Origin of the sequence: Streptomyces sp. NPDC018964 (assembly GCF_044390325.1) — a bacterium.
GTDB lineage: Bacteria > Actinomycetota > Actinomycetes > Streptomycetales > Streptomycetaceae > Streptomyces.
In genome coordinates this window covers 97,109-123,677 of record NZ_JBIRYZ010000013.1, presented here as the reverse complement: position 1 = coordinate 123,677, position 26,569 = coordinate 97,109, and the positions used below count along the sequence as shown (strand labels likewise).

Annotated in this window: 26 protein-coding genes and 2 tRNA genes; 17 read left to right on the top strand and 11 right to left on the bottom strand. The window is 71.6% G+C overall.

Annotated features, from left to right (window positions below):
* Positions 1-129: 129 nt before the first annotated feature.
* Complete coding sequence (locus tag ACH5AO_RS23080) at positions 130-1,587, bottom strand: aminopeptidase P family protein (protein WP_398927493.1); 1,458 nt, start codon at positions 1,585-1,587, stop codon at positions 130-132.
* A 100-nt stretch (positions 1,588-1,687) separates the two neighbouring features.
* Positions 1,688-3,202, bottom strand: coding sequence for a PP2C family protein-serine/threonine phosphatase (locus ACH5AO_RS23075; protein WP_398927491.1), 1,515 nt, complete (start codon positions 3,200-3,202; stop codon positions 1,688-1,690).
* Between the two features lie 504 nt (positions 3,203-3,706).
* Between ACH5AO_RS23075 and ACH5AO_RS23070 the strand changes: the two genes are divergently transcribed.
* On the top strand, positions 3,707-4,375 hold the full coding sequence (locus tag ACH5AO_RS23070; protein ID WP_398927489.1) for a bifunctional DNA primase/polymerase: 669 nt from the start codon (positions 3,707-3,709) through the stop codon (positions 4,373-4,375).
* 542 nt (positions 4,376-4,917) lie between these two features.
* Here the strand turns inward: ACH5AO_RS23070 and ACH5AO_RS23065 are convergent.
* From ACH5AO_RS23065 to ACH5AO_RS23055, 3 genes are all read right to left on the bottom strand, one after another.
* On the bottom strand, positions 4,918-5,883 hold the full coding sequence (locus tag ACH5AO_RS23065; RefSeq protein WP_398927487.1) for a DUF5926 family protein: 966 nt from the start codon (positions 5,881-5,883) through the stop codon (positions 4,918-4,920).
* 230 nt (positions 5,884-6,113) lie between these two features.
* Complete coding sequence (locus ACH5AO_RS23060) at positions 6,114-6,758, bottom strand: ATP-binding protein (protein ID WP_398927485.1); 645 nt, start codon at positions 6,756-6,758, stop codon at positions 6,114-6,116.
* 175 nt (positions 6,759-6,933) lie between these two features.
* Positions 6,934-7,764 carry a glycerophosphodiester phosphodiesterase gene (locus ACH5AO_RS23055; protein ID WP_398927483.1) on the bottom strand — a complete coding sequence of 277 codons (831 nt, stop codon included), beginning with the start codon at positions 7,762-7,764 and terminating at the stop codon, positions 6,934-6,936.
* Positions 7,765-8,052: 288 nt separating this feature from the next.
* Here ACH5AO_RS23055 and ACH5AO_RS23050 point away from each other — a divergent pair, with 288 nt between their 5' ends.
* Both ACH5AO_RS23050 and ACH5AO_RS23045 read left to right on the top strand, forming a co-directional pair.
* Positions 8,053-9,555, top strand: coding sequence for a S1C family serine protease (locus tag ACH5AO_RS23050; protein WP_398927481.1), 1,503 nt, complete (start codon positions 8,053-8,055; stop codon positions 9,553-9,555).
* Positions 9,556-9,618: 63 nt separating this feature from the next.
* A tRNA-Ser gene (locus ACH5AO_RS23045) sits at positions 9,619-9,705 on the top strand.
* A gap of 1,176 nt (positions 9,706-10,881) precedes the next feature.
* On the opposite strand, the gene ACH5AO_RS23040 is transcribed toward ACH5AO_RS23045, so the two are convergent.
* Together ACH5AO_RS23040 and ACH5AO_RS23035 are read right to left on the bottom strand one after the other, a co-directional pair.
* On the bottom strand, positions 10,882-11,547 hold the full coding sequence (locus ACH5AO_RS23040) for a YdcF family protein (protein ID WP_398927480.1): 666 nt from the start codon (positions 11,545-11,547) through the stop codon (positions 10,882-10,884).
* Positions 11,544-12,338, bottom strand: coding sequence for a GntR family transcriptional regulator (locus ACH5AO_RS23035; RefSeq protein ID WP_031018266.1), 795 nt, complete (start codon positions 12,336-12,338; stop codon positions 11,544-11,546). Before ACH5AO_RS23035 ends, ACH5AO_RS23040 begins: the two co-directional genes overlap by 4 nt.
* Positions 12,339-12,498: 160 nt before the next feature.
* Here ACH5AO_RS23035 and ACH5AO_RS23030 point away from each other — a divergent pair, with 160 nt between their 5' ends.
* From ACH5AO_RS23030 to ACH5AO_RS22980, 11 genes are all read left to right on the top strand, one after another.
* A complete protein-coding gene (locus tag ACH5AO_RS23030; protein WP_031018264.1) occupies positions 12,499-12,828 on the top strand; it encodes a hypothetical protein in 330 nt (109 codons plus the stop codon).
* Positions 12,829-12,830: 2 nt separating this feature from the next.
* Entirely contained in the window at positions 12,831-14,159 is a 1,329-nt protein-coding gene (locus tag ACH5AO_RS23025; RefSeq protein WP_398927477.1) for an FtsK/SpoIIIE domain-containing protein, read from the top strand.
* Between the two features lie 21 nt (positions 14,160-14,180).
* Entirely contained in the window at positions 14,181-14,837 is a 657-nt protein-coding gene (locus tag ACH5AO_RS23020; protein WP_398927475.1) for a DUF2637 domain-containing protein, read from the top strand.
* 14 nt (positions 14,838-14,851) lie between these two features.
* Positions 14,852-15,034, top strand: coding sequence for a mobile element transfer protein (locus tag ACH5AO_RS23015; RefSeq protein WP_093764424.1), 183 nt, complete (start codon positions 14,852-14,854; stop codon positions 15,032-15,034).
* A gap of 15 nt (positions 15,035-15,049) precedes the next feature.
* Positions 15,050-15,343 carry a hypothetical protein gene (locus ACH5AO_RS23010; protein ID WP_398927473.1) on the top strand — a complete coding sequence of 98 codons (294 nt, stop codon included), beginning with the start codon at positions 15,050-15,052 and terminating at the stop codon, positions 15,341-15,343.
* 93 nt (positions 15,344-15,436) lie between these two features.
* Positions 15,437-15,616, top strand: coding sequence for a hypothetical protein (locus ACH5AO_RS23005; protein ID WP_398927471.1), 180 nt, complete (start codon positions 15,437-15,439; stop codon positions 15,614-15,616).
* A 5-nt stretch (positions 15,617-15,621) separates the two neighbouring features.
* Positions 15,622-15,864, top strand: coding sequence for a hypothetical protein (locus tag ACH5AO_RS23000; protein ID WP_398927468.1), 243 nt, complete (start codon positions 15,622-15,624; stop codon positions 15,862-15,864).
* On the top strand, positions 15,861-17,249 hold the full coding sequence (gene repSA, locus ACH5AO_RS22995) for a replication initiator protein RepSA (RefSeq protein WP_398927466.1): 1,389 nt from the start codon (positions 15,861-15,863) through the stop codon (positions 17,247-17,249). Before ACH5AO_RS23000 ends, repSA begins: the two co-directional genes overlap by 4 nt.
* 2 nt (positions 17,250-17,251) lie before the next feature.
* Complete coding sequence (locus tag ACH5AO_RS22990; RefSeq protein WP_398927464.1) at positions 17,252-17,461, top strand: helix-turn-helix domain-containing protein; 210 nt, start codon at positions 17,252-17,254, stop codon at positions 17,459-17,461.
* Positions 17,461-18,639, top strand: a complete 1,179-nt coding sequence (locus ACH5AO_RS22985) for a tyrosine-type recombinase/integrase (RefSeq protein ID WP_398927462.1) — start codon at positions 17,461-17,463, stop codon at positions 18,637-18,639. Before ACH5AO_RS22990 ends, ACH5AO_RS22985 begins: the two co-directional genes overlap by 1 nt.
* A gap of 20 nt (positions 18,640-18,659) precedes the next feature.
* Positions 18,660-18,734 (top strand) — tRNA-OTHER (locus ACH5AO_RS22980).
* Between the two features lie 105 nt (positions 18,735-18,839).
* Here the strand turns inward: ACH5AO_RS22980 and ACH5AO_RS22975 are convergent.
* From ACH5AO_RS22975 to ACH5AO_RS22965, 3 genes are all read right to left on the bottom strand, one after another.
* Positions 18,840-20,096 (bottom strand): hypothetical protein, encoded by a 1,257-nt coding sequence (locus ACH5AO_RS22975; RefSeq protein ID WP_398927460.1) that lies wholly within the window; start codon positions 20,094-20,096, stop codon positions 18,840-18,842.
* A gap of 357 nt (positions 20,097-20,453) precedes the next feature.
* Positions 20,454-20,885, bottom strand: coding sequence for a hypothetical protein (locus ACH5AO_RS22970; RefSeq protein WP_398927458.1), 432 nt, complete (start codon positions 20,883-20,885; stop codon positions 20,454-20,456).
* A gap of 75 nt (positions 20,886-20,960) precedes the next feature.
* The gene (locus tag ACH5AO_RS22965; RefSeq protein WP_398927456.1) at positions 20,961-21,833 is read right to left on the bottom strand and encodes a bifunctional DNA primase/polymerase; all 873 of its coding nucleotides are present in this window, start codon (positions 21,831-21,833) and stop codon (positions 20,961-20,963) included.
* Between the two features lie 356 nt (positions 21,834-22,189).
* On the opposite strand from ACH5AO_RS22965, the gene ACH5AO_RS22960 reads away from it, so the two are divergent.
* From ACH5AO_RS22960 to ACH5AO_RS22950, 3 genes are all read left to right on the top strand, one after another.
* Positions 22,190-22,513: a hypothetical protein gene (locus ACH5AO_RS22960; RefSeq protein WP_398927454.1), complete on the top strand. Its 324-nt coding sequence runs from the start codon at positions 22,190-22,192 to the stop codon at positions 22,511-22,513.
* 298 nt (positions 22,514-22,811) lie between these two features.
* Positions 22,812-23,378: a SigE family RNA polymerase sigma factor gene (locus tag ACH5AO_RS22955; protein WP_398927451.1), complete on the top strand. Its 567-nt coding sequence runs from the start codon at positions 22,812-22,814 to the stop codon at positions 23,376-23,378.
* A gap of 137 nt (positions 23,379-23,515) precedes the next feature.
* A complete protein-coding gene (locus ACH5AO_RS22950; RefSeq protein ID WP_398927644.1) occupies positions 23,516-25,159 on the top strand; it encodes a long-chain fatty acid--CoA ligase in 1,644 nt (547 codons plus the stop codon).
* Positions 25,160-25,303: 144 nt separating this feature from the next.
* Here ACH5AO_RS22950 and ACH5AO_RS22945 read toward each other — a convergent pair whose 3' ends face one another.
* Positions 25,304-26,533, bottom strand: coding sequence for an MFS transporter (locus ACH5AO_RS22945; RefSeq protein ID WP_398927449.1), 1,230 nt, complete (start codon positions 26,531-26,533; stop codon positions 25,304-25,306).
* Positions 26,534-26,569: the final 36 nt, after the last annotated feature.

The following is a 26,569-nucleotide window of genomic DNA, read 5'->3' as shown; positions in this document are numbered from 1 at the left end:
GGTCCCCCGGCGGGCCGGGGCTGGGCTTTCTTGTGGGCGCGGCCCGCGGCGGGCCGGGGGGGGACCTTCCCGGCGCGCCCGGGCGGTGGCGGGGCCCGCGCGGGGCCCCGCCCTCCTCCGTGCGGTACGTCAGCCCTTCAGGCCCGCCATCCACGCCTCGACCTCGTCCGACCGCCGGGGCAGCCCTTCGGACAGGTTCCGGTTGCCGTCCGCGGTGACGAGGATGTCGTCCTCGATGCGGACGCCGATGCCCCGGTACTCCTCGGGCACGGTCAGGTCGTCGGCCTGGAAGTACAGACCAGGCTCGACGGTGAGCACCATGCCGGGCTCCAGCGTGCCGTCGACGTACGTCTCGGTCCGCGCGGCGGCGCAGTCGTGGACGTCCATGCCGAGCATGTGACCGGTGCCGTGCAGCGTCCAGCGGCGCTGCAGGCCCAGCTCCAGCACCCGCTCCACCGGGCCCTCGACCAGGCCCCACTCGACGAGCCGCTCGGCCAGCACGCGCTGGGCGGCGTCGTGGAAGTCCCGGTACTTGGCGCCGGGCTTCACCGCCGCGATACCGGCCTCCTGGGCGTCGTACACGGCGTCGTAGATCTTCTTCTGCAGCTCGCTGTACGTCCCGTTGACCGGCAGTGTGCGCGTGACGTCGGCCGTGTAGTACGTGTGCGTCTCCACGCCCGCGTCGAGCAGCAGCAGGTCGCCGGAGCGGACCGGGCCGTCGTTGCGCACCCAGTGCAGCGTGCAGGCGTGCGGCCCGGCGGCGCAGATGGAGCCGTAGCCGACGTCGTTGCCCTCCACGCGGGCGCGCAGGAAGAACGTTCCCTCGATGTAGCGTTCGGAGGTCGCCTCGGCCTTGTCGAGGACCTTCACGACGTCCTCGAAGCCGCGCACGGTGGAGTCGACGGCCTTCTGCAGCTCGCCGATCTCGAAGTCGTCCTTGACCAGCCGCATCTCGGAGAGGAAGACGCGCAGCTCCTCGTCGCGCTCGGCGGTGACCTTGTCGGTCAGTGCCGCCTCGATCCCGGCGTCGTACCCGCGCACCACCCGTACCGGGCCGGTGGCCTCGCGCAGCGCGCCGGCCAGCTCGCGGACGTCGGAGGCGGGGATGCCGTACAGCTTCTCGGCCTCGGTGAGGGAGTGCCGGCGGCCGACCCACAGCTCGCCCTGCCCGTCCAGCCAGAACTCGCCGTTCTCACGGTCGGAACGGGGCAGGAGGTAGATCGTCTCCTTGTGGCCGTCGGCCGTGGGCTCCAGGACGAGGACGCCGTCCTCCGTCTGGTTGCCGGTGAGGTACGCGTACTCGACCGACGCGCGGAAGGAGTACTCCGTGTCGTTCGACCGCGTCTTCAGGTTGCCCGCGGGGACGACCAGACGCTCACCCGGGAAACGGGCGGAGAGCGCCGCGCGGCGGGCCGCCGCCTCGGCGGCCTGGGGGATCGGCCGCAGATCGTGCAGCTCGGTGTCGGCCCAGCCGTTCTTCATGTTCTCGGCCAGCTCGTCGGACACACCCGGGTACAGGCCGTTCTTGCGCTGCTTGACGGGCTCTTCCTCGGCGGTCTCCGGGGTCTCCGGCAGCTCCTCGGCCACGGTCATCCTCCTTGATACGGCACTGGACCACCCCCCATCGTACGGTCGGGCGGAAACGGCCGAACGGGACGCGGACCTGTGACGGAGCGGGGCCGGGGGACTACTCGAACCGCACCGCCAGCAGCACCACGTCCTCCCCGGAGTCCGCCGCGTCCGCGCTCTCCGGCAGCACCGCGCGCAGGACGTGGTCGGCGACGGCGCCGGGGTCGTGGCGCAGGGCCCTCGGCACTCCCGCCGCCGCCGCGTGCAGCCGCGCGAAGGCACGGTCGGCCGGGTCGCGGGTGCGGTGCAGCAGCCCGTCGGTGTAGAGCAGCACCGTCTCCCCCGGCTCCGCCTGGACCTCCACGCTCGGCGCCTCCCAGCAGGCGAGCATGCCCAGGGGGGCGGAGACCGACGTCTCGACGAACTCCGTGCGGCGCTCGCCGAGCAGCAGCGGCGGACTGTGCCCGGCGCCGGCCAGCGTGATCCGGCGCAGCGCGGGTTCGCAGTAGCCGAACAGGGCGGTGGCCGACCGGGCCGGTTCGGTGAGCCGGAGCAGCAGCTCCAGGTCGGACAGGACGGCGACCGGATCCTCGCCCTCCATCACGGCGTACGCGCGCAGCGACGCCCGCAGCCGGCCCATCGCCGCGACCGCGCCGGCCCCCGACCCGGTGACGGACCCGACGGCGAGGCCGAGGGCCGCGTCCGGGAGCGGCAGCGCGTCGTACCAGTCGCCGCCCCCGCGCGGGGAGGTGCGGTGCCGCGCGGCGAGCCGGACGCCGGCGACCCGGGGGAGACGGGAGGGCAGCAGTTCCTCGGCGATCGTGGCCATGTACGCGCGTGTGCGCTCGACCTCGAGGAGCCGGGCCAGGTGCTCGGTGGCGTGGCGGGCGTACAGGCCGATGAGGTGGCGCTGCCGCTCCGACGGCTCGGCGGGCTCGTCGTAGAGCCACACCGCGGCGCCCAGGCGTCCGGCGGCCCCGGTGGCGAGAGGGAGGGCGAAGCTGGCGGCGTAGCCGAGGCGGGCGGCGACCTCGCGGTGCCGGGGGTCGAGTCCCTTCTCGGCGAACAGGTCGGGCTCGGCGATGCCGTCGTCGGCGTCGGACAGTCCGTCGAGGATCCTGCCGTACGGCAGTGAGCCACGCGGCACCGTCTCCATGTGGCCGAGATCCGCGCGGCCCAGTCCCAGGCCGACGGTGGTGGCCGTACCGGATCCGTCGGCGGGCTCCAGGGCGACGAGCCCGCGCCGCGCGCCCACCAGGGCGGCTCCCGCGCGCAGCAGCTCCTGGAGCGCTTCGTCGAGCGTGTTCGCGCGGACCAGTCGTTCGGTGAGTTCGTGCAGGGTCGTGAGGTCGGAGACCCAGCCGGCGAGGCGGTCCTGGAGCAGCGCGCCCGGCGCGTTCCGGGGGTTTGCCGGGGACGGCGGGGAGGTACCCGCGGTGACGGACGCGACAGTGTGTGCGGGTGGGGGAACCGGTGAATTGATTCCGGCCACTTTCGGAGGGTGCGGGGCGTTCATGGTGTCCGGCTTTCCGACCGGTACGTACTGCTCAAAAGCATCGCAAACCCCCATGTCATTCTGCGCCGCCGGCAGTGTCTCCACATGTACACGTACTCGTGAGGAGATGTCCAGCATTGTCCTGCTGGGATTGCTGGTGTCCGTGGGGCCGGTGAGAACTTTCCGCAGACCCCTTGCCGAAATGTGAAGTTGGCTTGAAACTGCCTTAGGGGGAGGCTTATTGCGGTCGACTGGCCTTGCTCGACGGAGCGTCACGACGGTCGTGATGGGTACGTACTCGGTGAAGGCCAGGAGCGGTGGGCAACCGCTCGGGAACCTGGCGACGGACCCGGGCGTCTTAACCACCGACGACCGTGCCCCATCCTCCCGTGGCGGAGGCGGAGAGAACCACGCGCGACGGTAAACGCCAGACTTCGCCACCCTCACGCCACGCCCGTACTTCTGGTAGACGCAGTGCGGGTGGAACGGCCGCGGAGGCAGCCCGTGCTCGGCCCATAGGGGTTCCCCCTGCCCGGCGCGGGGGTGTGATGCGCCCATAGGTACGCACAGTGAAGTGATCGACACATGACGTGATCTGGACCACGGTGTTGCCAGGCGTGCAACGGAAAGGAACGAGCGCTCATGCGCGAGATCCTCGGAAGGCGACGCAGGCTCCTGTCCCGGCGCGGCGACGGAGGGCCCGACCTGATCGGCGCGGCCCTGACCTTCGCCGCGGACTGGCAGTGGCCCGTACTCCCGGGCGTGGCGGCGGACCCGCAGAACGGGTCCCGCTGCGCATGCCCCGACCCCGAGTGCACGGTGCCGGGTGCCCACCCGTTCGACCCCGGCCTCCTCGCCGCCACCACGGACGCGCGCATGGTGCGCTGGTGGTGGGGGAACCGGCCGACGGCTCCGGTCATCCTCGCCACCGGGACGGGCAAGGCCCCCTGCGCGGTCTCCCTGCCCGCCCTGCCGGCCGCCCGCGCCCTCGCCGCGCTCGACCGCCGGGGCATGCGGCTCGGCCCGGTCGTCGCCTCACCGGCCCGCTGGTCGATCCTGGTGAAGCCGTACTCCATGGAGCAGCTGGGCGAGCTGCTGTACGCCAAGGACTTCATCCCCGGCTCCCTCCGCTTCCACGGCGGGGGCGGCTACATCGCGCTGCCCCCGTCCGGGACCGCGCAGGGCGAGATCCGCTGGGAGCGCGCGCCGCTGCCCGGCTCGGCCTCGCCGTGGGTGCCCGATGTCGAGGCGGTGGTGGACGCCGTGGTCGACGCCCTCACCCGTACGGGGGTGAACGCGCCCGAGATGTAGTCGGGTGCGCGCACGGCACCCCGGCCGGGGCGCGGTCCTTCCCGCCGAGCCGGGGTGTCCCCCTGTCCCGTGGGCTTGTTCGGTGGGCACGGACCCGCTGCCGTCGTGCCGCCGGTGAGACCTGGAGCCGTGCACGGCCGCATGCGTCCGGCTGCGGACGCGCCGCGCCGGGACCGGGCTGTCACCGGGACCGGGCTGTCACCGAGCGGGACTCCGGGCCGGCGCGGGCGCGACCGGCGCCGCAGGAGGACCGCGGCCGCTGAATTCCGAAAGCAACTCCCCCTCGACGACTTGCCGTTGACGGGTGACCGCGTTCCGTGAGCGGTGACCGACACGCAAAGACCCGGTTGCTGGCGACGGGGGATGCACCAGCAACCGGGCTATGGGAACGGTAACAAGAGATCGGCGGTTCGCAAATTCGATCTCGGCTTTCCAGTCACCGACTGGCTTGTCCGTGCCGGGAGTTGCGCACGCGGCCAAGGGGACGCGACCGGGCGGTTCCGCCGGCCGGACGGCCGACGGAACCGGGGTGCGGCCGCGTCTCAGCTCAGCGTGACCTGCCGGTTCGTCAGACCGCCGCGCGCGCGGCGCTCGTCGGCGGTCAGCGGCGCGTCCGTGGCCAGCGCGGCGGCGAGCCGTTCGGCGAACTCGGCCGCAGGCTTCTCCACGTCCTCGGCGCCGACCCCGCTGGGCAGGTCCCAGACCGGCACGGTGAGCCCGTGAGCGCGGAAGGAGCCCACGAGGCGGGTGCCCTCACCGAGGGAGGAGCCGCCCGCCGCGTGCAGCCGTGCGAGAGCGTCCAGAAGTCGCTCCTCGGGGTGCGGCATGACCCACCGCAGATGGTTCTTCTCGGGCGTCTCGCACCAGTACGCGGCGTCCACGCCCGACAGCTTGACCGTCGGGACGGCCGCGGCGTTGGCCCGCTCGAGGGAGGCGGTGACGTCCGGCGTGGCGTTCTCCGGGTCCGGGACCCAGAACTCGAATCCGCTGTGCACGACCGGCTCGAAGGCGCCCTCGGGGGCGAGCAGATCCTGCAGCCGGGGGCCGTCGGCGGGGGCGCGCCGGGCCTGCACCGGCGTGCCCGGGTCGGCGGTGAGCGCGCGCTGCAGGGTGTCGGCGAGGTCACGGCTGATGTCGCCAGAGGAGGTGTCGTTCTGCAGGCCGAGCAGGACCGAGCCGTCGTCGCGGCGCAGGGCGGGCCAGGCCATCGGCAGCACCGTGGCCAGGGTGACCGACGGGACGCCCTCGGGCAGGCCGTCCTTGAGCGTCAGTTCGACGGTGGCGGCCGGCACCAGCTCACGCAGCGCCACCCAGTCGCATTCGCCCGGCAGGCCCTCGAACGGGCGGTGCACCAGCTCGGTCACCGCGTGCGCGGCGGCACGGCCGTGGCAGGCCTTGTAACGGCGTCCGCTGCCGCACGGGCAGGGCTCGCGGGCGCCGACGACCGGGATCTGCCCGTCCGTGAGCTGCGGGCGCTTGGCCTTCGTCTGGGGTCGCTTCTTGGCCATCGTGGGTGTCTCCCGGTTACGACTCGTCTCGTACGGGCGCGAGCCTAGCCTTTCACGCCACGGCCGACGGGAACCTGTGGACAACGTGCCGCCCCGTGGACGCCGCGGGCGGACACGGGACAGGAGCGGTGCCGCTCCCGCCGTCCCCGTCCGGGACCGCCCCTCACCCGGAGCCGTCCCCCGGCAGGGACCGCCCCTCACCCGGCACCGTCATCCGTCCGGGACCGCTCTCAGTCCAGGTCGTCGAAGACGTCCGCGAAGTCCAGCCCGGGTATGCGGGAGACCGCGGGAGCCGCCACCCGCGCGGCGAAGTCCTCGCGCCGGTGCCTGGTTCCGGCGTCCGGGTCGTACACGTCGTCGTGGACGACGACCCACACCGTGACCTCGCCCGGCACCTCGTCGCGTACGCCCCAGTCGTCGGCCAGCGCGGTGATGATGTTCAGCCCCCGGCCGCCGTGCGCCGTGACCGACGGGGTGGCCGGAGCCGGACGGGTCGGGCCGCCGCCGTCCGTGACCTCCAGGACGAGCCGTCCGCACGGGTCCACCCGCCAGGCGGCGCGTACGTTCCCGTCCCCGGCCAGGGCGTCGCCGAGCGGCCGGCCGTGCTTGCACGCATTGCTCAGCAGTTCGGAAAGGATCAGTACGGCATCGTCGATGACCGGGTCCGCCACCCCGCCGTCGCGCAGCTGCGCGCGCATCCGGCGCCTCGCCTCCCCCACGCCCGCAGGGCCATGGGGCACGGCCATGCTCGACGACGTGGGCACCTCCTGTGCCACCACCAACGCCACCCCCGAGACCTCCTTCGCCCCACGCCACGGTGTGGATGCCCCATGGGCCCGAGCCGGAAACCGGCCGATCCGTGAGCGGTGACGCACTCCAAGCGTTCGGACACGCATCGAACGCGCCGGAGCACTCCCCGTAGCCGTGTGGCTGGATTTCGTCGCTGTGGCCGAGAAGTGAGGATGCGCCCGAGTCGGGCACGGGGTCAAGACTCGTGCGTGCTGCTTCCGGGGCGGGTGGGGCCGGTGGGACGGATGGTTCGCCGCGTGGTCAGCGACCGAGCTGACCGAGCACCGCGCGGGGACGGTTGGTGATGATGGCGTCCACACCGAGACGCACGCAGAGGTCCACGTCCTCGGGCTCGTTCACGGTCCAGACGTGCACCTGGTGTCCGGACTGCTTCAGGCGCTCGATGTACGCGGGGTGGCTGCGCACGATGCGGATCGAGGGCCCCGCGATCCGCACGCCGGCGGGCAGCCTCCCGTCGCGCAGCCGCGGCGAGACGAACTGCATCAGGTAGACCGTGGGCAGCGTCGGAGAGGCGGCGCGCACGCGGTGCAGCGACCGCGCGGAGAAACTCATCACGCGCACCGGGGAGTCCTCGGCGGTGGCGGGCGCGTCGAGGCCGAACCGCTTGAGCAGGAGCAGCAGCCGTTCCTCCACCTGTCCCGCCCACCGCGTGGGGTGCTTGGTCTCGATCGCCAGCTCGACCCGGCGCCCGGCGTCGGAGACCAGCTCCAGCAGCCGCTCCAGGGTGAGGACGGAGGTGGCCTCCCGGTCCTCCGGGCGGTGCTCCCAGTCGGGCTCCTCGGCGCGCGGTCCTCCGGAGGCGTCCCGGCTCTTCCAGGAGCCGAAGTCCAGGGCGGCCAGATCGGAGAGCTCGAGCGCCGACACCGCGCCGCGGCCGTTGGACGTACGGTTGACGCGACGGTCGTGAACGCATACAAGATGGCCGTCGGCGGTCAGGCGTACATCACATTCGAGCGCATCCGCACCGTCCTCGATCGCTTTGCGATACGCGGCCAGGGTGTGCTCAGGAGCGTCCTCGGAGGCCCCGCGGTGCGCGACGACGTGGGTCAGGTGCTGCCGTGCATGGGTCACCGCGTCATGGTGCCACCGTGTGCGGGCAGGCGGGTGCTCGGAGTGGTGTGAACGGTGTCGCCGTTCGGCCGGAGGCATCGAGTGGTGCGCCTTACGTGAGTAATGCCCTATATAAAGAATGGCTCCGGACCCACAGGAACGGCTTATCGTGCCCTGACGGCCCGTGGGAAAGGCTGACGTCATACAAAGAGACATGCACAGCTGCATCGCGCCGGACTCGTGGACGTGCGTGAACGAGCGTGACCGAGTGCGACCGACAACAACAGCCGTGGATCGAGGAGAGAAGCTGTGAGCACCGAGAACGAGGGCACCGCGGTACCCCCGGCCCCGTCCGCACCGCCGCCCGCGCCGGTGGATGCTCCCGCTGCTTCGGCGCACCAGGGGCGCCCGGCCCCGGGAGCGGCTCCGGATCCGGCCCCGTCCGCACCGCCGCAGGCACCCGCGCGGGACGCGGTCCAGGGATACGGCTCCGGCCCCCAGGGCCCGGTGGGCGAGACCGGCTGGGGCCCACACGGCGCCCACGGGGGCCAGGACCCCGCTGCCTCCCCCTCCGCCCCCGACGCCTCCTGGCCCCCGCCCCCTCCGCCGTCCACCCCGTCGTACGGCGACGGTGGTGCCGGGCACGGCTCGGGCGGCTGGGGCTCCTCGTATCAGCCGCAGCCGGCGCCGAAGAACGGCGGCGGTCGCGGCCGCATGCTCGCCGCGATCCTGGTGGCCGCGCTGGTCGCGGGCGGCGCGGGCGGCGGCCTCGGCTACACGCTGGCCAAGGAGAACGACGGCAACGGCTCGACGACCGTCTCGGCGTCCACCAGCGGCGGCAACGTGAAGCGCGACCCGGGCACGGTCGCCGCCGTGGCCTCCGAGGCGCTGCCGAGCACGGTCACCATCGAGGCCGAGAGCAGCAGCGGCGAGGGCGGCACCGGCACCGGTTTCGTCTTCGACAAGCAGGGCCACATCGTCACCAACAACCACGTCGTGGCGGAGGCCGTCGGCGGTGGCAAGGTGACGGCGACCTTCCCGAACGGCAAGAAGTACGGCGCCGAGGTGGTCGGCCACGCGCAGGGCTACGACGTCGCGGTCATCAAGCTGAACGACGCTCCCTCGGACCTGAACCCCCTCCCCCTGGGCAACTCCGACGAGGTGGCCGTCGGCGACTCGACCATCGCCATCGGCGCGCCCTTCGGCCTGTCCAACACGGTGACCACGGGCATCATCAGCGCGAAGAACCGTCCGGTGGCCTCCAGCGACGGCAACGGCAGCCAGGCCTCCTACATGAGCGCCCTGCAGACCGACGCGTCCATCAACCCGGGCAACTCCGGCGGCCCGCTGCTCGACGCGCAGGGCAACGTGATCGGCATCAACTCCGCGATCCAGTCCACCAGCAACGGCGGCTTCGGCACGGGACAGGCCGGCTCGATCGGCCTGGGCTTCGCCATCCCGATCAACCAGGCCAAGTACGTCGCCCAGGAGCTGATCGAGACGGGCAAGCCGGTGTACGCCAAGATCGGCGCGTCGGTCTCCCTGGAGGACACCACGGGCGGCGCGAAGATCACCGAGCAGGGCGCGGGCGGATCCGAGCCCGTCGACCCCGGCGGTCCCGCCGACAAGGCCGGCCTGCAGCCGGGCGACGTCATCACCAAGCTCGACGACCGGGTCATCGACTCCGGACCCACCCTGATCGGCGAGATCTGGACCCACAAGCCGGGCGACGAGGTCACGATCACCTATGAGCGCGACGGCAAGGAGCGCACCACGGAACTCACCCTGGGCTCCCGCGTGGGCGACAGCTGACCTCACTCCCGGACCCCGGACCCGTTACCCTTGTCCCCGCGCCGCCGCTCATCGGTGGCGCGGGGAGGCGTGCCCGAGCGGCCGAAGGGAACGGTCTTGAAAACCGTCGTGGCAGCGATGTCACCGTGGGTTCAAATCCCACCGCCTCCGCGCGATGAGCAGTGAGAACGGCCCCTGACCAGGTGAATCGGTCGGGGGCCGTTCTCGTGTGCATTGTCTGTCAGACATCGTGGTTCCCCGCCAGTGCCCGACCGAACGGGCACGGCAGGGGCACGGTCACCTATAGGCCGATCAGTCAGGGACGGTCATCGCTCGGTGTCGACCAGGGCGGAAGACTGAAAGGTGCCAGTTGCAGTACAGCCCTGCTGTGCTCCTGCAGAGCCCACCCACACGGTGATCATGGCGGCACATCCCATCAAGAGCGTTCCGATTCCCACCATGAGCGTCGTGGCCGTTTTGGCTCTGTTGCTAGTTCTTTCAGTAGGCTCTGCTGGTGCAGGGGTGGGTGGCTTGTCCATCTCATCCTTCCCGGGGTAACCCAGTTGGGTTGCACTGGTTGGCCCCATCCGTGACGTCTCGGCAGACCCGGATGGGGCCCTCTTTGAGCCACGAAGTTAGCAGTGCATGTGCTGGCTCCCGCGTCTTTCGGAAAGTGCTCTGGCGTCGTGCTTAGCAACCCGAAAGGGTGTCTACCCTGACAGCCTGTAGAGCCGTCTACAGACACCTGACCTGCGCTTATGTGCGTTTACGCTCATCGCAAAAAATTGCGATCACCGCAACGCCCCAGTTATCCCCGCAGTTCAGTGCGCTTAAGGTGCATAACGGGCGCTAAAGCATGGCTGAAACCTGGTGGGTCCACTTACCGCGCACGCAAATCCACTACCTACCCCAGCTCCCATCCCGTCTGCCGTCGACCCACACGTATGTGGAGCGGGCGTGGTTCAGGGCGTCAAGGTGGAGCGCGCCACTGTACGAACGACCTTGACGCCCTGGGCCGCGTCTGCTCGGCTCTGCCTGGGTCGACGGCAGGCGGGATGGGAGCTCCCCGCACACGCCACACTCGGCCGGCACTCGCGAACGGCGCCCCGTCCATCTCGGAGCCTGAGCGCCCCCGCCGGAGGCTGTCTTGACCGTGGCCCGCTATGCGGTGCTCGACTCATGCCGCCGGCCTACCCCCACCGGGGGCGCGCGTCGGCGCAGCGCGGGCGGAGCGGGCCGAAGGCAGGAGCGGCGCCCGGAGCGGAGCCGGGAAGCGCGCCCGGCGGAGCGGAGCGCAGCCGGGGCTTGATGAGGTAGAGAAACCTGTAACAGCTCTCGTTGTGCTGGTCAGGTCGAAGATGTCGCGGCGGTCGTGAGTCGGCTTGTGTACCCGGCTTGGCACAGGCGCTCGTACGCCTCGGCCACGTGGCCGGGTACTGGCTGGCGGATCATGAATCCCTGATCCGGGTAGATCATCAGCCGTTGCAGGGCGCCAACAAGCATGTCGATCACCAAGCGGGCGTCGCCGATGGAGTCGACGTACTCGGCGAAGGTCATGGGCGTGGAAGCGCTGACGACTTCGACCTCGGGCCAGAGCTTGCGTGCCGTGGCGTACGCGCGCCGCTCCTCGTACGGCTTGCTGATCAGCAGCACCGAGGAGACCTCCACCCCACTCTCCTCCAACAACTTCCGGGAGAAGCGGATGTTCTCCCCGGTGTTCCGCGCGTGCGGCTCCACGAGGATGGCCTCGCTGGGAACCCCCAGCTCCAATGCCCGCTCGCGGTAGTGGACGGCTTCGCCGCGGGGCATGCGCTCCCGCGTCGTCGGACTGGTAGCTCCGGTGAACACGAGCAGGGGGGCCAAGCCGCGCTTGTACAGGTCCACGGCGGTGTCAGCCACCCCCAGGTCGTGACTGCCCAGTCCGATGGCCACCGAGCACGGTTGGGGTGCATGGCCCATCTGGTGGTAGTCCCATACGCGCCGGGCGTCGGCCCAATCCTGCGTCGAGATCACTGCTGTCCTTCTCCGTCCCTCGCCGAGTCGGGCACCTTGAAGTCGTACTCCCACGCGAAGCGTGATGCCGCATGTACCCCGATGGCGAACTCCACGACGGTGCCGTCCGCCGTGTACGTCGTCCGGTGCAGCTCGACCACCGGTTCGCCCGGCGGCAACTGGAGCTGCTTCACCTCGTCCGGTGTGGCGGCGCGAGCGAACAGCTGCTCCTTCATGTGGTCGATCTCGTATCCCGCGTCGTACAGCACGCGGAATCCGCCGCCTCGGCCGGCGGGCCCCGGGGTGGGGTCGACCAGTCGCGTCCCTTCTACGTGCTCGGGGCGGTAGTAGCTGGTCAGCGTGTGCGTCGGTTGGTCGCCTTCCTTGACCAGTCGGGCGCGTGCGTAGACCTCCGCGCCTTCCGGCAGCCCGTGTGCGGCTGCGACCTCCGGCGGTGCCACGACGCGGCTCACCGTCTGGGTCTGCTCGTTCCGGCGGTAGGTGCGGCCCGATGCCACGCGGTCCGCGATGAACGCGACTTCGTCGCCGTCTCGCCACTTGGCCTTGTCGTAGCGGGCGATGCCCAAGCGCTTGAGGGGGACCTGCTGGCGCACGACAGTGCCGTGGCCGCGTGAAGAGGTGACCAGACCCTCGGCTTCCAGTGCTTTGTAGGCGGCGTGCACGGTTGCCTTGGAGCCTTCGCCGGCGTCGACGAGTTCTCGGATGTGAGGCAAACGCTGGCCAGGGGCGTAGTCACCCCTTCTGATCTGCTCGGCCAGCTTGTCTGCCAGCTCCCGCCACTTGGACGCCATCTCGAACCCCTCTCAACGAGGTCTAGTGAAACATAGTCCTAGGACTGTTGACAGTCCTAGGACTGCGGTCCACTATCTCTCTCAGTGGCTCGCAGTCCTAGGACAGCGAGCGCCATGCAGTCCGGTTTGGGCTGCCTCGTCTTCAACGCTGGGAGAACTGATGCCGTCCTTCAAGATCGACACTTCGACCGCTGTGGTGTTTGTGGCGACCGCGCCGGTGCCGAAGCTGGCCAACGCCAAGACCGGGGAGCGGGCGATGGACCGGGAGACCGGGGCTCCGCTGTCGACGGTGGGCCTTCTGGTCTCGGACGAGGGGGAGGGGAACCTCTACCAGGTGACTATTCCGGAGACGGGCCTGCCGGAAGGGCTCCAGCCGGGTATGCCGGTGCGGGTGGTCGGCCTCAAGGCGCGGGACTGGGAGAACGAGTTCAACGGCCAGAAGCGGCACGGGATCTCCTTCCGCGCGGTCGCGATCACCCCGGCGGCCTGACCATGAGCGACTGGACGTTGTGGCTGGAGGCCACGGGGGCGTTAGCGGGGGCCGGCGGTGTCGGCTACGCCAAGTCTCGGGCTCCGCGCCTGTACTGGTCGACGGTGGGTCTGCCGCTGACGTGGGGCCGGTTCGCCTGGTCCTACCGGTCCACGATGGACGTGTGCGGGCTGACGGTGCAGCCGACGGGGCTGCGGGCGTTCATGACCCGCAACCTGGCCCGCCGTGAGGTCCGGCCGGTCGCGCCGAGGGTCCGCCGCATCCGTCCGACCTCGACGGGCTTGCGGGTGACGTTGCGGCTGCCGGCCGGTCTGGAGCCGGTCGACGTGGCGGTGTCCTCGGAGCGGCTGCGGCACGCCTTCGGGGTGCAGTCGGTGAACGTGGCGGAGACCAAGCCCGGATACGTGGAACTTCGGATGACGGGCTATGACGTGCTGCGCCGGGTGCGTCTGCCGCGCAAGGCCCGGCCGCGTGACCTGGTGGTGCCGGTGGCGCTGCGGGAGGACGGCACGGTCTTCGAGCGGGACTACCGCAAGATGCCGCACGCCCTGACCCTGGGGGCGAACTCGTCGGGCAAGTCCATGTACCAGCGCAACCTGGTGATGGGCCTGGCGAAGCTTCCGGTTGGCCTGGTCGGGATCGACTGCAAGCGCGGTGTCGAGCACAGCCGGTACCTGCCCCGCCTGTCGGCGCTGGCCACCGACCCCGAGATGTCCGGCCGCCTGATAGACGCGCTGGTGCTGGAGATGAGCGAACGGTTCGATCTCCTCGCCCTGCATGGGGTCTCCGACCTGTGGGATCTGCCGGAGAAGCTGCGGCCGGTGCCGCTGGTCGTCCTGGTGGATGAGGTGGCGGAGCTGTTCTTCGTCACCTCCAAGAAGGAGGAAGCGGCGCGGGATCGGACCGTGATGCAGCTCGTGCGGCTGGGGCAGATGGCCCGCGCGGTCGGGATCTACCTGGAGGTGTGCGGGCAGCGCTTCGGCTCCGACCTCGGCCGCGGTGCGACCGCGCTGCGGGCTCAGCTCACCGGCCGTGTGGTGCACCGCGTCAACGACAAGCAGACGGCAGAGATGGGCCTGGGCGACATCGCCCCGGAGGCGGTCGTGTCCGCGACCTCGATCCGGGTGGACCGTCCCGGTGTCGCGGTGGCCGGTGACACATCCGGTGGCTGGTCGCGCATCCGCACCCCGGAGACCACGCCGGCGCAAGCAGCGGCGGTCTGCCGGGAGTACGCCCACCTGACCCCGGACCTGCCGTTCCTGGCCTCGTTCCGCCCGCCCGTGGCGATCCCGCCGATGCCCACCAAGCCCCCGTCCGTCCCGCAGTCCTGACCACTGAGGGGAGGTGAGGACGTGTTCCGCTCGATCCGCATCGATGCCGTGCTCATTCAGGCCGTGATCGCCGGTGCCCTGTCCTTCGCCCACCTGCACGACCTCGCCGAAGCGGCCGGACAGTCCGGCTGGAAGGCGTGGGCCTACCCGGTCTCCGTCGACCTGCTGTTGGTGGCGGCCTGGCGTCGACTGCGCGGCGCTCGCCGGGACCGCTCGGCCTGGACGTGGTTCGTCATCGCCCTGGTCGCCTCCCTCGGCGCGAACGTCGCGACCGCCGGACTCCTCGACCTGGCCAACGTTCCCGCCTGGCTGCGCATCCTCGTCGCGGGATGGCCCGCGTTGGCCTTCCTCGGCGGCACCCTCCTCGTCCACCAACCCGCCGAACCCGCACCGGCATCCGCGCCCGCGGCTGCTGCCGATCCCGCGCCGGTCGTCGACCGCCCCGACGTGGCGGACGAGGGACCGGAGATCGCCCCGGTCGAACCGGTCCCGGCTCTGCCGGAAGCCCCGGCCCCGGCCTCGGTGCCCGTGGTGCCCCCGGCTCTGGTCGACCACGCACGCAAGGTCGCCACCGAGCACCGCACCCGCACCGGGACCGACATCGACACCGCCACCCTGCGCGCTCGCCTCGGCATCCCGGAAGACCTCGCCGGCGCGATCGTCGCCCAACTCGCCTGAAAGGAGGTGACCAGGTGCGCCCCAACCGCTTCTACGACGTGATCCGTATCGGACCCGTGAGGGTCGGCACGTTCAACAACGGCCGTGGCCAGACCCGGCACACCGCCGCCTGCACCGCCCCCGAGTGCGGCTTCTCCACCGAGCACCGCGACCGCTCGGCGGCCGAACTCGCCGCCCGCACCCACCGCTGCACCTGAGAGGAGGACACCGCCATGCAGCTCCCCGAGGACCAGCTGCGCGCCGGTCACATCCCCGCCGACGTCTACCGGCAACTCCCGCCCGGCACCGACGTGCACAAGGTCGTGATCGTGCAGGAAGCGCCCCGCTCCTACACCGGGCCGATCGTGCTGACGCTCGTCGTCGTCACCGGGTCCATCGCGGTGCTGCTGGTCATCGCCTTCGTCGCCCAGGTCGTGGCCGGTGCCGCCGTCGCGGTCCTGTCGGCCACCAGCGGCCTCACCTACACGATCAACCGCGCGGCCAAGCACAAGGGCCGCAGCAAGTAACGCCCTCCGGGGCGGCCTCTCTCGCCAAAGATCCGCCGCCCCGGACGGCTCCACCACTTCCAGATCCAACGGACCCGAAAGGGAAGCCTCATCATGCCCCAGCACGCCCAGAACACGCGCGTCTGCCGCGACTGCGACGGCTTCGCCACCGCCGCGATCACCACCGGCACCCGCCACTCGGACGGCTCCCGCGTCACCCTCCGCGTCACCTGCCCGGCCTGCAAGGGCACCGGCCGCACCGCCCCCGTCGGCGTCGTCCGGGCCGGGAGGTGATCGGCGTGAGGACTCTCACCACTACCGCCCACCTGGAGGCGGACACCACCGCCCGTGTGAGCCTGTTCGGTCCTACGTCCGGCGACGAGGGCTTCGTCAGCCTCCGCGTCGGGGGCGAGTCCGTCGACCTCGCATTGATCGCCCGTCCGGGCACGTCCGACGCCCTGCGCGCCCTGGCTCGCGCCGCCGAGGAAGCCGCCGCGGCCCTCGACCGGATCGCCAAGGCCACCCCGGACGGTGATGCGTGACCGACACCACCACGATGGCGGGCCTGGACCCGGCCACCCTCGCCGACGTGCTGAGGCTGGCCGGGTCTCCCGGCTTCGACCGCATCCAAGAACAGATCCGCCGTACCGGCGGCTGCACCGACCCGATCCGTCTGACGGGGTCGACCGTCACCCGCGACGCGGCCACGGGGCAGGTGCTGCACTCCTACTCCACCGACACCGAGCCCGGCGGGGTCCTGCGCGTCGCCTGCGGCAACCGCCGCGCCTCCCGCTGCCCGTCCTGCGCCTGGACCTACGCGGGCGACACCTACCACCTGATCCGCGCCGGCCTCGTCGGCGACCCCGCCAAGGGCACCCCCGAGACCATCCGGGACCACCCGCGCGTGTTCGCCACGCTCACCGCCCCGTCGTTCGGCCCGGTCCACAACCGGCCCGGAAACCGGCCTTGCCGCTGCGGCACCCGCCACGCCGAGGACGCACCTGAGCTGGGCACCCCGCTCGATCCGGACGCCTACGACTACGCCGGCGCGGTGCTGTGGAACAACCACGCCTCCGAGCTGTGGCGCTACTTCACGATCTACCTGCGCCGGGAGATCGCCAAGCGTGCCGGACTCACGCAGAAGGCCGCCCGCGAGCAGTCGCGGGTGTCGTTCGGGAAGGTCGCCGAATACCAAAAGCGCGGGGCCGTGCACTTCCACGCCGTGATCCGCTTCGACGGCCCGGCCGGCCCCGACGACCCGCCCCCGGCGTGGGCCACCCTCGACCTGCTCACCGACGCCATCCATGCCGCTGCCGCCCGCGTGGAAGTCGACGTACCCCCGTCCGGAGACCAACCGGCCCGGACCCTGCGATGGGGCACCCAGCTCGACGTACGCCCGATCCGCGCCTTCGGCGACGGCGAGGACATCACCGAACAGGCGGTCGCCTCCTACGTCGCCAAGTACGCCACCAAAGCGGCCGAGACCACGGGCACCGTGGACCGCCGCATCGGCAACAAGGAAGCCCTGGTCCTCCTCGACGTCCCCGACCACCCGGCCCGGCTCATCGCCGCCTGCCTCGACCTCCACCCGCTCTACCCGGACCGCAAGCTCCGCGACTGGGCCCACATGCTCGGCTTCCGCGGCCACTTCTCCACCAAGTCCCGCCGCTACTCCACCACCCTCGGCGAACTCCGCCAGACCCGCGCCGACTACCGCGCCGCCCAACAACGCGCCGCCCTCGGCCTGCCCGACCCCGACGACGAGGAAGCCACCACCCTCACCCTCGCCCACTGGGCCTACGCCGGCCACGGCCACACCCCCGGCGAATCCTGGCTCGCCGCCAACATCCGCCGGGACCTGCAAGCAAGCCGCGAACTCGCACGCGAAGCGCTCACAGACCTGCGCTCGGAAGGGGAGGACTGGTGACCATGGACCGACTGCTCACCGTGCAGGAAGTCGCCGAACGTCTCGGCACGGGCGTGCGGTTTCCTCGACGGCTCATCGAGGAACGGCGGATCACCTTCGTGAAGGTCGGTCGACACGTGCGCATCCCTGAGAGTGCGGTGGACGCGTTCGTAGCTGCCCACACCGTGCAGCCGGTCGACCTGCGCCCGGTGGCTCTGCGGGGTGCTGCCTGATGGCGTCGAAGCGTAGATCCCGCCGGCCGTTCGGCCGTGTCCGTAAGCTCCCGTCCGGCCGCTTCCAGGCTCGCTATCCGGGACCGGACGGCGTGTTGCGGCCTGCGGACCGGACGTTCGCCACGTCGACGGACGCCGACCGGTGGCTCATGCGGAAGCGCATCGAGATCGAAGAGGGCCGCTGGCTCGACCCTGCCGAAGGGCGGACGACCGTGCGGGACTGGTCCGCTCGCTGGCTGGCCGCTGTGGCTCCGCAGTTGAAGCACAAGACGCAAGCAACGTACCGGTCACTGATCAACTCACGGATCAATCCGGCGCTCGGCGACCGGGAGTTGTCGAGCCTGCGGCCGATCACGATCACTGAGTGGGTGGCCGCTATGCGTACCGAGGGCCTGAGTGCTTCCCGCATCCGCCAGGCGTACCGGGTGCTGTCGCAGATCATGGCGTCGGCCGTGGACAACGACTTGATCCCGCAGACTCCGTGCCGTGGTGTCCGGCTTCCGCGTATGCCGCAGACCGAACCGCACATCGTCACGCCGCAGGAGGCTTCGGGCATCGTCCGCGCTGCCAAGAAGCCGCACGACTTGCTGATTGCGTTGCTCGCCTTCGCCGGTCTGCGGGTGGGAGAGGCGTTCGCGCTTCGGCGCTCGGACGTGGACGTCGCCGGCGGCTTCCTCCTGGTCGACGAGAACCTTGCCGAAGCGAACGGCACCCTCGTCTTCGACACCCCGAAGTCGCATCAGAAGCGGGTTCTACGGCTGGCGCCCTCCCTGGCTAAGCGGCTCGGGGCCTACCTCGAGGAGCTGCCGAGCGGGGAGGACGCGCTGTTGTTCACCACGCCCGCGGGTAAGCCGCTGCGCTACAACCAGTGGCGCAAGGCGTACTTCGACCCTGCCGTCTCGGCGGCCGGCCTCGCCGACGTAACGCCTCACGACCTCCGGGCCTCCCACGGCACATGGGTCGCCGACCGGTACGGCGTCATGACCGCCGCGCACCGCCTCGGCCACTCAAATGCGAGCGTGACCACCCGGCACTATGCCCGCCCGGTCGCCGGCCGCGACGACCAGGTGGCCGAAGCCTCCGACGCGTGGTTCAGCGGGCACGATGACGCCCATGGGGCACGTAGGGGGCACGATGACGAAGGCGACGGCTCTGCGGGCGTGTCTGCAAGCGTCTGACCTGCGGCGCAGCGGGCAACGGAGGTGATCGCCGAAAGGTCTTGAAAACCGTCGTGGCAGCGATGTCACCGTGGGTTCAAATCCCACCGCCTCCGCGCAGGTCGTAGACGTTGCAGGGTGGAAGGGGCGCTCCTCGAGGGGCGCCCCTTCCACCGTTCTCCGCGGGTGTGACGTGGGCTGTCGTACGGGCCGTCCGCGGGTCAGGGGCGTTCGCGTGCGGCCGGATTGTTCAGGCAGAGCGCGATGTTGCGGACCGCGGCGGTGAGTTCCTCGATCACCCGGGCCGCCTGTTCGGCGTTGTGGAAGGACGGGCCGCCGGCCAGCGCCAGGTCCAGTTCCTGTGCGGACCGGAGGGCCGGTTCGAGTCCCTCGGCGGAAGGGGAGGCGGGCGCGGACGCCTCGGCCGCGGCGGCGGGCACGCCCGTACCGGTCGCGGGGAGGGGCGCCGGCACCGTCGGGTCCGTCGCGGGTGTGCCGGAGCGCGCGTGTGCCGGTTCGGGCACGGTCGGTGGTGCCGACGGACCGGGCGGCGGCGTGCCGGTCCCCGGATCCTTCCGGCGTCCGTCGAACGGGGCGGGGAGGATGCCGAAGTCACCGGTCACGGAGGCGCATTCCTCCTGTCCCGGGCGCGGCGGCACGGCCGGTACGGGACGTGGGTCCTGGGAGGTCCGTCCGCCGTGCGGGGGGACGTCCGGCGCATGGCGCGTCCGGGGGAGCACGAAGTGCTCGAAGCCCGGGAACGAGGGGGTGGCGGAGGGCGTGGAGGGGCGCGGGCTGTACTCGGCCTGCCACTGCATGCGGTAGCGGTCGACCTGGTCGGCGCAGGCGGTGCGGGCGTGGAAGACGGCCGTGTCCTCCCCCAGGTCCGGGTACCAGAGGTTCGGGCCCGGGAAGCGCACGGTCCGCACCCGCGGCCTGATCGGCTCGGCGCACCCCATGCAGCAGCCCTCCGGCACCATGAGCGGGATGCCGCCGTCCTGTTCCGGCCAGCGGGGGCCGCCCTCCCAGCGGTACTCACCGTGGCGGCAGGGCGGCAGCTCGCCGCAGGCGCGGCAGACGGCGTAGTGCTCGGGGAGGACCCGCCAGTCGTGGCTGGCGGGGGCGCACCAGTGCTTCGGCGTGGAACGGGGCAGGTTCTCGTTGCGCAGCACCAGCACCACCGGGCGCTTGTAGAACTCGGCCCGCTCGGGTGCCGGTTTGACCGCCTGGTTGTTGGCCCGCCGCAGTTCGTTGGCGTGCCACCACAGTTCCACGTGGTCGCGCCACGCCTTCTCGTAGGAGTCCGGCCACCAGTCGTTCGGGTAGCCGTTGATCTCCAGGATTCGCCACCCCTGCCGGTCCAGTACCACGATGGAGCCGGCCCGCAGCCGCATGTGCGTTCCGTTGTCCCCCTCGTCCGGCCAGTCGTGACGGCCGATGCGAGTGGGCTGGTCTGGGAGCCACCTGCGAACCTGCATGTCATGCTCCTCGGCAATGAAACTTCATAGTTTCAACTGGGGCAGTGGGCAACATTCTGAACAATCAGGACGTTTGGAGCGTCGTAGACACGCGCACGCTGCTGACAGCAGATGATCGAAAGTGCCTTCCGCGGCGCTTTTTCTTTCGCGCGGTCCCCTGTCACCAGGCTTTTTCGCGTCTGGAGCCGCCACCGCGTCCGGTCCCCGCGGAGTCAGGGGCAGCGGCTTCGTACCCCGGGGACGGGATTCGACACTCACCTGTACGTGTGATGACGCTGAGGATGCCGCCACTCCGTACGTGTGCATCACCGCGCGAGGCCGTCACGTCGCGCGTCCGGGTGGTCCGGACGGCGGCCCTCAGAGCTCCTCGTCCTCCGCCGGCCGTTCCCAGGACAGGTCCCGCAGCGAGGGCTCGGCGTCGCGGCCGGACGGTACGCGCGGGGAGGGCTGGAACCGGACGACGGTGAGGCGGGAGCGGTACAGGGAGCGGTCGTGGGCCGGGTCGAGCGCCTCCGACCGGAAGCTGCCGACGCACGTCACCGTGGGCAGCACCTCCACGGGGCCGAAGGTGCCGGCGTACTGGTCGGGGTACTCGCGCGGGGGCGGGATCAGGTGGACCGGAGCGCCGGGGAAGGCGCGTTCGGCGGACCGGAGCAGCCGGTCGATCTTCCGGTCGTCGAGGGGCTTGCACGGATAGCCCTCGAGCATCCCGCCGTACGTCGACGACATCCGCAGCTCGGAGAGGTCGACCGAACGCCCGGAATCGAGGAGGACGCGGGTGAGCGACATGGTCGGCACTTCAGGGCGGTGGTGCATCGGGGTCTTTCGGTTTTCGTGGGGGAGCGGGGCGGCGGGCGGGGGTGGTCAGGGGCGGTGCCCCGTCATCCGTGCCGCCGACGCGATCGTCGCGCGGGCTTCGCGTTCGGACAGGCCGGTGGTGAGGGCCGCGCCGACCAGGGGGTCCACCAGGGCCGGGCCGATTCCGTCCTCGTAGGCGCGGCAGGCCGCCCAGAACAGGCGGGTGTTGCGCTGGCCCTCGTGCGCCGCGAGCACGAACTGGACGAGCCCCTGACCGTGCCCGCCGGCCGACGGGGGCGTCGGGTGGTGCGCGCGGGGCGGTGGGAGGAGCAGGCGCAGGAGGGCGGGTGGGCAGGGCGCCGGGGCCAGGCGCGCGGTGCCCGGGGCGGTGGTGTACGGGCCGCGGTCGGTGCGGGAACCGGGGCCGACCAGGTAGCCGCCGGCGCCCCGGATGTCGATGCCGGGGGCGAGGCGGCCCGCGGAGTTGGGGACGACAACGTCCGGTGGGCCGCTCAGCCACAGGTGGCGGCCGCCGCTCGGGGTCAGGACGATCACCGTGGCGGGGATCGTGAACAGGTGGCGCCGGGCCAGTTCGCGCAGGGCGGTGAACGGGTCCGTACCGGTCTTGGTGTCCAGGTCGACGCCGATGAGGTGGTGCGGGGGCAGTCCGCAGGCGATGCCGTAACCGGTGGCGCGGGGTGCGGCGGCGAACAGTGCGCGGATGCGGGCGGGGTCGGTGGAGGCGTCGTGTACGCCGTGGCCGAAGCGGCCGCACTCGCCGCGGCAGGGCGGTCCTGACGGTTCAGGGTCGTCGCGGTGCGGGGAGCGCAGGGCCGGGAGTTTCGTCCGGGACAGGGGGATGACGGCCAGTCCGCACTCGGCGGCTGACAGGGCGTGCGCGAGGGCCAGCGTCGTGGCCTGCCGGTCGGTGGTGGCCATGCCTCCATGTTCGTACACGTGTTCGAAGAAGGGAAGGGGGTGGGGTGCGGCGCGCCGGGGCGGGGGCGTCGGCGGGGGGAGTGGCGGAACGCTTCGTCCCTTACGGGGAGCGGGACGGGGTGCCCCTCCCGGAAGTGGGTGGGATTCGAGGGGCGCACGGGGGTTTATCGCCTTGTCGTCACGCTTGCGTGCGAATAGCGGTGTCCGGGGTGGTTCGCCGGGGATTCCCTGGGCAACTCTGATCTCGCGACGTCGTGCACGGAACCGGGGCGGGGGGCCAACTTCCCTGGTGACAGCCGTACTTCACACGCACGCGGTCTTGAGCCGGTGCGTCCTTGTTCTGGAGGGAACACAACATGGCAAGCATCCGTACCGCCCGCGTCATCGCCGCGGTCTCCGCCCTTCCGCTCGCGGCCGCCCTCTTCACCGGTGTCGCGGCGGCGGACAGCGGCGCCCTGGCGGACGACGGAGCGAACGCGACGGCCACGAGCTCCGAGGTCGACGCCCTCGGCACCGGTGTCGGCGGCGACAACTTCGGCAACTCGGCCACCTCGCAGCAGCAGGCCACCGGATCCGGTGCCACGAACCAGAACAACACCGCCCAGGTCAACGGTTCCGCCTTCACGGCCGTCAACCAGGGCAACGACAACGTGGCCATCAGCTTCAGCCCGCTGTGGTGAGACCGGTGCCCTGACCGCGCGGGCGTGCTTCGTGGGGGGAGCGAGGCGTCCGGGCGGCGGTACCGCGGCACCGCCGCCCGGACGTGCCCGGGACGTGTACGCCGGTGGTCCGGGTCCTCCGGGAGGTCCGGGTGGTCCGGGTGGTCCGGGTCCTTCTCGGGGGCCGACCCGTAGGACCCCTCATCCGCTCGTCCACCTTCAGGAGGTGCAGCCGGCCGCACCCCTACAACCTGAGGGGGACGCGTCTTCGGGACCTGCGGGCGATCCGCCGGACCGGACCCGCTCATAGCGTTGAGTCATGACCACACCCGTCTGCACCAGCGCTTCGAAAGCCGCCACTCCAGCGACAGCGGCGCAGACCCTCCCGTACCCGTCGTTCTCGTCGTACATGAGGGCTCGCCAGCCGGTGCTCCTGCGTACCGCCCGGTCGCTGACCGGGAACCCGAGCGACGCGGAGGACCTGCTGCAGACCGCGCTCACCAAGACGTACGTCGCCTGGGAGCGCATAGAGGACCACCGGGCGCTCGACGGCTACGTGCGCCGGGCGCTGCTGAACACGCGCACCTCGCAGTGGCGCAAGCGCAAGGTCGACGAGTTCGCCTGCGACGAGCTGCCCGAGCCCGACCCGGTGCCCGGCGGCGGTGACCCGGCCGAACAGCAGGCGCTGCGCGACGCGATGTGGCGGGCGGTCATGCGGCTGCCCGCGCGGCAGCGGGCGATGGTCGTGCTGCGGTACTACGAGGACCTCAGCGAGGTGCAGACGGCCGAGGTGCTCGGCGTCTCGGTGGGCACGGTGAAGTCGGCCGTGTCGAGGGCGCTCGGCAAGCTCCGCGAGGACGCCGAACTGGGGCTCGTCCGCGGCTGAGGCGCTCCGGCCCGGCGGCGCGGCGTGATCGATCATTCGCTCCCCTAGTGACATACCGCGCGGTATGTGCGCAGAATCAGCGCAACCCGTACCGCCCCGCAGGCAATGTCGCCCAGGAGGACGCCGTGCTGAGCACCATGCAGGACGTACCGCTGCTGATCTCGAGGATCCTGACCCACGGGTCGACGATCCACGGCACCTCGCAGGTGACCACTTGGACCGGCGAGGGCGCATCGCACCGCCGTTCCTACGCGGAGATCGGCGCTCGGGCGGCCCAGCTGGCCCACGCCCTGCGCGACGACCTCGGCGTCACCGGCGACGACCGGGTCGCCACCCTCATGTGGAACAACGCCGAGCACGTCGAGGCGTACTTCGCGATCCCCTCCATGGGCGCCGTCCTCCACACCCTGAACCTCCGCCTGCCGGCCGAGCAGCTCGCGTGGATCGTCAACCACGCCGCCGACCGGGTGATCATCGTCAACGGTTCGCTGATCCCGCTCCTCGCCCCGCTGCTGCCGCACTTGAAGACGGTCGAGCACGTGGTCGTCTCCGGGCCCGGGGACCGTTCCGCGCTGGCGGACGCCACCGCGCGGGTGCACGAGTACGAGGACCTGCTCGCCGGACAGCCCGTCGCCTACGACTGGCCGGAGCTGGACGAACGCGCCGCCGCCGCCATGTGCTACACCTCCGGCACCACCGGCGACCCCAAGGGCGTGATCTACAGCCACCGTTCCATCTACCTGCACTCCATGCAGGTCAACATGGCGCAGTCGATGGGCCTGACCGACCAGGACACCTCGCTGGTCGTGGTCCCGCAGTTCCACGTCAACGCCTGGGGCCTGCCGCACGCCACCTTCATGACCGGCGTCAACATGCTGATGCCGGACCGCTTCCTGCAGCCCGCCCCGCTCGCCGAGATGATCGAGGCCGAGCGACCGACCCACGCCGCCGCCGTCCCCACCATCTGGCAGGGCCTGCTCGCCGAGCTGACCGCCAAGCCGCGTGACGTGTCCTCCCTCACCCAGGTCACCATCGGCGGTTCCGCCTGCCCGCCCTCCCTGATGGAGGCGTTCGACGAGCTGGGCATGCGGGTCTGCCACGCCTGGGGCATGACGGAGACCTCCCCGCTCGGCACCATCGCCCGCTCGCCGGCCCACGCCGTGGGCACCGAGGAGGAGTTCGCCTACCGGCTGACCCAGGGCCGCTTCCCGGCCGGCGTCGAGGCCCGCCTCACCGGCCCCGGCGGCGAACGCCTCCCCTGGGACGGCGAGTCGGCCGGTGAGCTGGAGGTCCGTGGCGCGTGGATCGCCGGCGCCTACTACAACGGCCCCGATGCCGAACCCCTGCGCCCGGCCGACAAGTTCAGCGAGGACGGCTGGCTGAAGACCGGTGACGTGGGCACGATCTCCCCCGACGGCTTCCTCACCCTCACCGACCGCGCCAAGGACGTCATCAAGTCCGGCGGCGAGTGGATCTCCTCGGTCGAGCTGGAGAACGCGCTGATGGCCCACCCGGACGTCGCCGAGGCCGCCGTCGTCGCCGTCCCGGACGACAAGTGGGGCGAGCGCCCGCTGGCCACGGTCGTCCTCAAGGAGGGCTCCACCGCCGACTTCACCACCCTGCGGGCCTTCCTCCAGGAGGAGGGCGGGATCGCCAAGTGGCAGCTCCCGGAGCGCTGGGCGGTGATCGCGTCGGTGCCGAAGACCAGCGTCGGCAAGTTCGACAAGAAGGTGCTGCGCAGGCAGTACGCCGAGGGCGCGCTGGACATCACCCGGCTCTGACATCCGGCACCGGCGTACGCCGAGGGGGAGCCGGACGCCGTCCGGATCCGACCGGCGTACGCCGTACGTACCGGGCGGCGAAGGAGCAACCGAGGCGGTACCCGAGATGGCGTCCGGGGGCACCTCACCGCCCGGCGGCGCCGGTCACCGTCGTACCGCCGTGATCCCCCAGCCCAGTGCCAGCCAGACCGCCGCCACCGCCGACACCCCGCCCCAGCCGAAGTGGGTGAAGGCGGGGCCCGCGAGGGCCGAGGCGGTGGCGCCGCCGGCGAAGCCGGAGACGACGTAGGCCGTGTTGGCGACGGCCGGGCTGGAGGTGGTGGTCAGGGCGAGGGTCTGGTTGGCGACGTGGGAGGCGACCAAGGCCGCGTGGATCGCGACCGCGGCGACGAACAGCGCCCAGACGACCTGCCCGCCCAGCCAGAACAGCGGCACGGAGACGGCCGCGAGCAGATACGCCCCCCGTACGACCCGGGCGGCGCCGAAACGGTCGACGAGCCCGCCCGCCAGCGGCGCCACCGCGCTCGCCGCGAGCCCGAAGAGGCCGAACAGCCCGGCGGTGGCGGTGGACATGCCGTAGGCCGGGCCCGTCAGCAGCAGGGCGAGCGAGGTCCACAGCGCGCTCCACGCGCCGAACATCCCCGCCTGGCGCACCGACGCGCGCCACAGCTCGGGCGAGCGACGCAGCAGCCCGGGCAGCGCGGCGAGACCGCCGAACAGCGAGCCGTCGCGGTGGCGCCGTCCGGACGGCAGGACGAGGGCGGTGGCGGTGCCCAGGGCGAGCGTGAGGGCGGCCGCGCCCGCGAACACCCACCGCCAGCCGAAGGCCTGCCCGGCGAGTCCGCCGAGGACCCGGGCCGCGACGATGCCGGTGAACAGGCCGGCGATCACGGCCGCGACATGGCGGGCGCGGCGGGCGGCGGGTGCGCGTTCGGCGACCAGCGGGACGAGGAGCTGCGGTACGACGGTCCCGGCCGAGGCGACGAACACGGCGACCGCCAGTGCGCCGGTGCCGGGGGCGACGGCGGCGGCGAGCAGGGCCACGGTGGTGACCAGGGTGAGGACGGTGACCAGCCGGCGCCGGTCGGCGGTGTCGCCGAGCGGGGCGAAGAAGAGCAGGCCGACGGCGTACCCGAGCTGGGCGACCGAGGCGATCCAGGCCACGGCGGACGGGGTGGAGCCGAAGTCGCGGGCGATCAGGGAGAGCAGGGGCGCGGCGAGGTAGATGTTGGCGGCCGTGACCGCGGTGCAGACGGCGATGAGCGCGAGGAACGCGGCGGAGCCGCGGGACGGGCCCGGCCCCGTTCCTGGAGCCGGGAGCGGTGACCTGCGGGCCTGCCGGCCGGTGGTGGTGGCGCTGGGCACTGAGGACATGAGCGGGATACCCCTTCGAGCCTGCTCTAACAACTA